This window comes from Daejeonella sp. (genome assembly GCF_044348475.1).
Lineage (GTDB): Bacteria > Bacteroidota > Bacteroidia > Sphingobacteriales > Sphingobacteriaceae > Daejeonella.
On the sequence record NZ_JBIKSU010000138.1, the window covers coordinates 1 to 3860 of the forward strand.

A 3860-nucleotide genomic window follows, 5' to 3' on the forward strand; every position below is an offset into this window, starting at 1 on the left:
TTCAATGGTATTGCCACCAAATATCCGTTCAAAAGATTTACTGTTTATTTTTACAGGAGGAATAAAACCCGGCTCACGGGCCTCAGAAAGTGGCAAATCTGCTAGTTCACGCCAATAATTACGTTTTATAAGCTCATTCTCGTATTTCTGATACTCTTCGATGCTTAGGTATTGTGGAGCTCTGTACAAGCGATCACCTATTTTTTCGCGAATAATATATCTTTTTGATAGAGGATCGAATTCTACACTGCGCTGAATATTAGAAGGATTGGGAAGAACTATTCCAGCCTGCTTTTTTAACTGCAGAGTTTTAGAATCCTGAAAAGGATATACAAGTTTTGAGGTATCCTTTTTAGCAGCGGAATTTTGAGCAATAGCTTGTCCTCCAAAAAATAGAATGAAGAAACAAATAAAACTCTTTAGGAAAAAAGTAGCTGCACTCTTCAATTTCTAGACTATGTTGGTGTTAATTATAAATTTTTAAGCGCAATTTTTATCAATTGCTCTACTGATAAATTTTCAGATCCAGTTTTTATAGCCGTATCCAATGATTTTTCAGCAACATTTTTTGCAAATCCTAACATTACTAGCGCCGACAATGCCTCATCCTTAGCTGTATTATGACTAGGCATGTTGATCAACGAATCAGGACCCTCCTTCTTCAGTTTATCCTGTAATTCAAGGATCATTCGCTGTGCAGATTTAGGGCCAATACCCTTTATTCTCTGAATCAGCGGAACATCCCCCTGAACAATTGCAGTTTGTATTTCTGAAGGTGTTATAGAAGATAAAATCATCCTTCCGGTATTCGGGCCGATACCCGACACCGAAATAAGATGTAGAAATAAACGCCGTTCACCTTCCTCATAAAACCCATATAAGGTGTGTCCATCTTCTTTTACATGCAGCCAGGTATAGAGTTTACATCGCTCCGTATCCTGTATGGCTCCATAGGTATTGAGTGATATATTTATTTGAAATCCTATCCCACCCGCATCAATTACAACATAAGTTGGACATTTGAATGCGAGTTTACCATCTATATATGCATACATATCAATTAACGGCTAATATTTATTTTCATTACGATCAAACTAAAGATCTTTATTTTACATTCAGTACTCGCCTGAAAATACTTTTCACACGTGTTACAACCGGCGAATTCTGCTCCTCTTTGGTTTGAGCATCAACTACTGCAATGGTTACCATATTTACAATTTCACGCACCGAACTACCTAATTGCAATATATGCACTGGCTTATTCAATCCCAAAAGGATTGGACCTACAGCCTCGGCACCCCCTAATTCTTGTAATAACTTGTATGCGATGTTACCAGATTCCAGGTTAGGAAATATTAAAACATTGGCAGGAGCTCCAACCAAACTACTGAACGGGTAATTATCTTTCAACAAGTCTGGGTTCATAGCAAAATTAGCTTGCATTTCGCCATCTACAATAATATCCTTATGCTTTTCATGCAGTATTTTTACCGCCTGACGAACTTTTTGAGGTACTATACCATCATTTGATCCAAAATTTGAATAAGACAACATCGCAATTCTTGGCTGCACATTAAATTTTTTCACAGAATGATCAAGTAGGGTTGTAATATCAACCAGTTCATCAACTGTTGGATTTTCATTCACAGTAGTATCTCCAAAAAACACAGGACCATTCTTTGTCAGCATCATATACATACCGGCAACACGGTTTACTCCTTCTTCAATTCCTATTACCTGAAGTGCAGGCTTAATGGTTGAACCGTATTCTTTTGTTAGTCCAGAGATCAATGCATCTGCCTCACCAAACTGAACCATTGCAGCTCCAAAATAGTTGCGATCTCTCATCAACTTTTTAGACTCAAATAAGGTCACACCACGTCTCTGACGTTTTTTGTACAATAATTCGGCGTACTTATTACAGGTATTTAAATCTTCTAGTGGATTAATAATCAATACTCCTTCAAGCTCCAGCTCATTTTCAAGCATGATTTGGCTTATCTTTTCTTTATCACCAAGCAAAATTGGAATAGCAATACCTTCATCACGCACAATCTGTGCTGCCTTTAATATTTTATAATTATCTGCCTCAGCAAAAACAACGCGCTTAGGTGATGACTTTGCTTTATTGGTAATTGTACGCAACAATTTATCATCTAAACCAAGTCTTGTTTTTAATTCCTCATTATAGGCATCCCAATCAGTAATGTGCTTACGGGCAATACCCGAATCCATGGCAGCCTTGGCAACAGCCGGCGAAACAGAGGTAATTAGGCGAAGGTCTATTGGCTTAGGAATGATGTAATCTTTTCCAAATTTGAGGTTTTTAGAATTATAGGCCAGATTAACAACCTCAGGAACAGTCTTTTTTGCAAGTTCAGCAATAGCAATTACTGCAGCCTTTTTCATTTCCTCATTAATTCCAGTTGCCCTTACATCAAGAGCTCCCCTAAAGATATACGGAAAACCAAGAACGTTATTTACCTGATTGGGGTAATCAGACCGTCCTGTAGCCATAACAATATCCTTTCTGGTTTTAATTGCAAGCTCGTAGGCAATCTCCGGGTCTGGATTAGCCATTGCAAAAACAATTGGATTTTTAGCCATTGTTTTAAGCATACCAGCAGTTAATACATCTGGCGATGATAATCCGATGAAAACATCTGAATCTTTTACTGCCTCAGCAAGTGTGTTGATCTTACGATTAGTAGCAAACTCAGCTTTGGTACCATCCAGCTTATCGCGATCAGTACGGATAACCCCAGAGCGGTCAAGCATGACAATATTTTCTTTTCTAGCACCTAAACTTACATAAAGTCGTGTACATGAAATTGCTGCAGCACCCGCACCATTGACTACGATCTTCACTTTATCCAGCTTTTTCTTTTGAATCTCACACGCATTAATCAATGCAGCTGCAGAAATAATTGCTGTACCATGTTGATCGTCATGCATCACAGGTATTGACATGCACTCTTTTAAGCGACGCTCAATTTCAAAACACTCTGGCGCCTTAATATCTTCTAGATTTATTCCTCCAAAAGTAGGTTCTAATGCCTTTACAATCATGACAAATTCATCGATATTCTGGGTATCCAGCTCAAGGTCAAATACATCAATGTCGGCAAATATTTTAAACAGCAATCCTTTACCTTCCATAACAGGCTTACCAGCCTCAGGGCCAATGTCACCTAAACCCAGTACAGCCGAGCCATTACTAATTACAGCTACAAGGTTGCCTTTGGCAGTATATTTATAAACATCTTCTTTATTTTCTGCGATCCGCAGACAAGGTTCAGCTACTCCGGGCGAATAAGCTAGAGATAAATCACGCTGAGAGTTTGTTGGCTTAGTTGGTACAACCTGTATTTTCCCAGGACGGCCTTGTGAATGATAATCTAGCGCGTCTTGTTTACGATTAGTCTTACTCATTAAATTGGAAATTGGTTAGTTGGGCAAAATTACGATTCTTTTCGTAACGGCTGTCATAACATTGACTCTATCGTGTGAATCTTTCTAAGATTAGCCTCTACTTATTTTAAGGCGCATTCCCGGAATTATCGCTGAATTAGTTAAACCATTCAGTGCTTTAATTTTTGCAACTGTCATACCCTTGAATTTTGCAGCAATGTTAGAAAGGGTATCACCTACTTTTACATGATAGTGAACATAAGGGCTTTCCTCTTGATCAGTGCCTGTTTTTTTAGTAGATCTCAAATAAATGGTTTGTCCGGGAACAATAGAATTGCTCTTCAAATTATTCCAAGCTCTCAAATTCTGAACATCTACACCATAGAGATTAGCAATACTGCTCAGACTTTGGCCTGACTTAACCTGATGTACAATTGCCTGGGCTACAG

At 38.4% G+C, this 3860-nt stretch carries 4 protein-coding genes; all 4 read right to left on the reverse strand.

What is annotated here, in order from left to right; all coding sequences use genetic code 11:
• The coding region (locus tag ACIQZ6_RS12290; protein WP_395811524.1) for a hypothetical protein at positions 1–447 on the reverse strand (447 nt) is incomplete at its 3' end.
• Between the two features lie 23 nt (positions 448–470).
• Positions 471–1055 (reverse strand): Holliday junction branch migration protein RuvA, encoded by a 585-nt coding sequence (gene ruvA, locus ACIQZ6_RS12295; protein ID WP_306550628.1) that lies wholly within the window; start codon positions 1053–1055, stop codon positions 471–473.
• Between the two features lie 49 nt (positions 1056–1104).
• Positions 1105–3432, reverse strand: coding sequence for an NADP-dependent malic enzyme (locus tag ACIQZ6_RS12300; protein ID WP_395811526.1), 2328 nt, complete (start codon positions 3430–3432; stop codon positions 1105–1107).
• Between the two features lie 90 nt (positions 3433–3522).
• The coding region (locus tag ACIQZ6_RS12305) for a LysM peptidoglycan-binding domain-containing protein (protein ID WP_395811528.1) at positions 3523–3860 on the reverse strand (338 nt) is incomplete at its 5' end.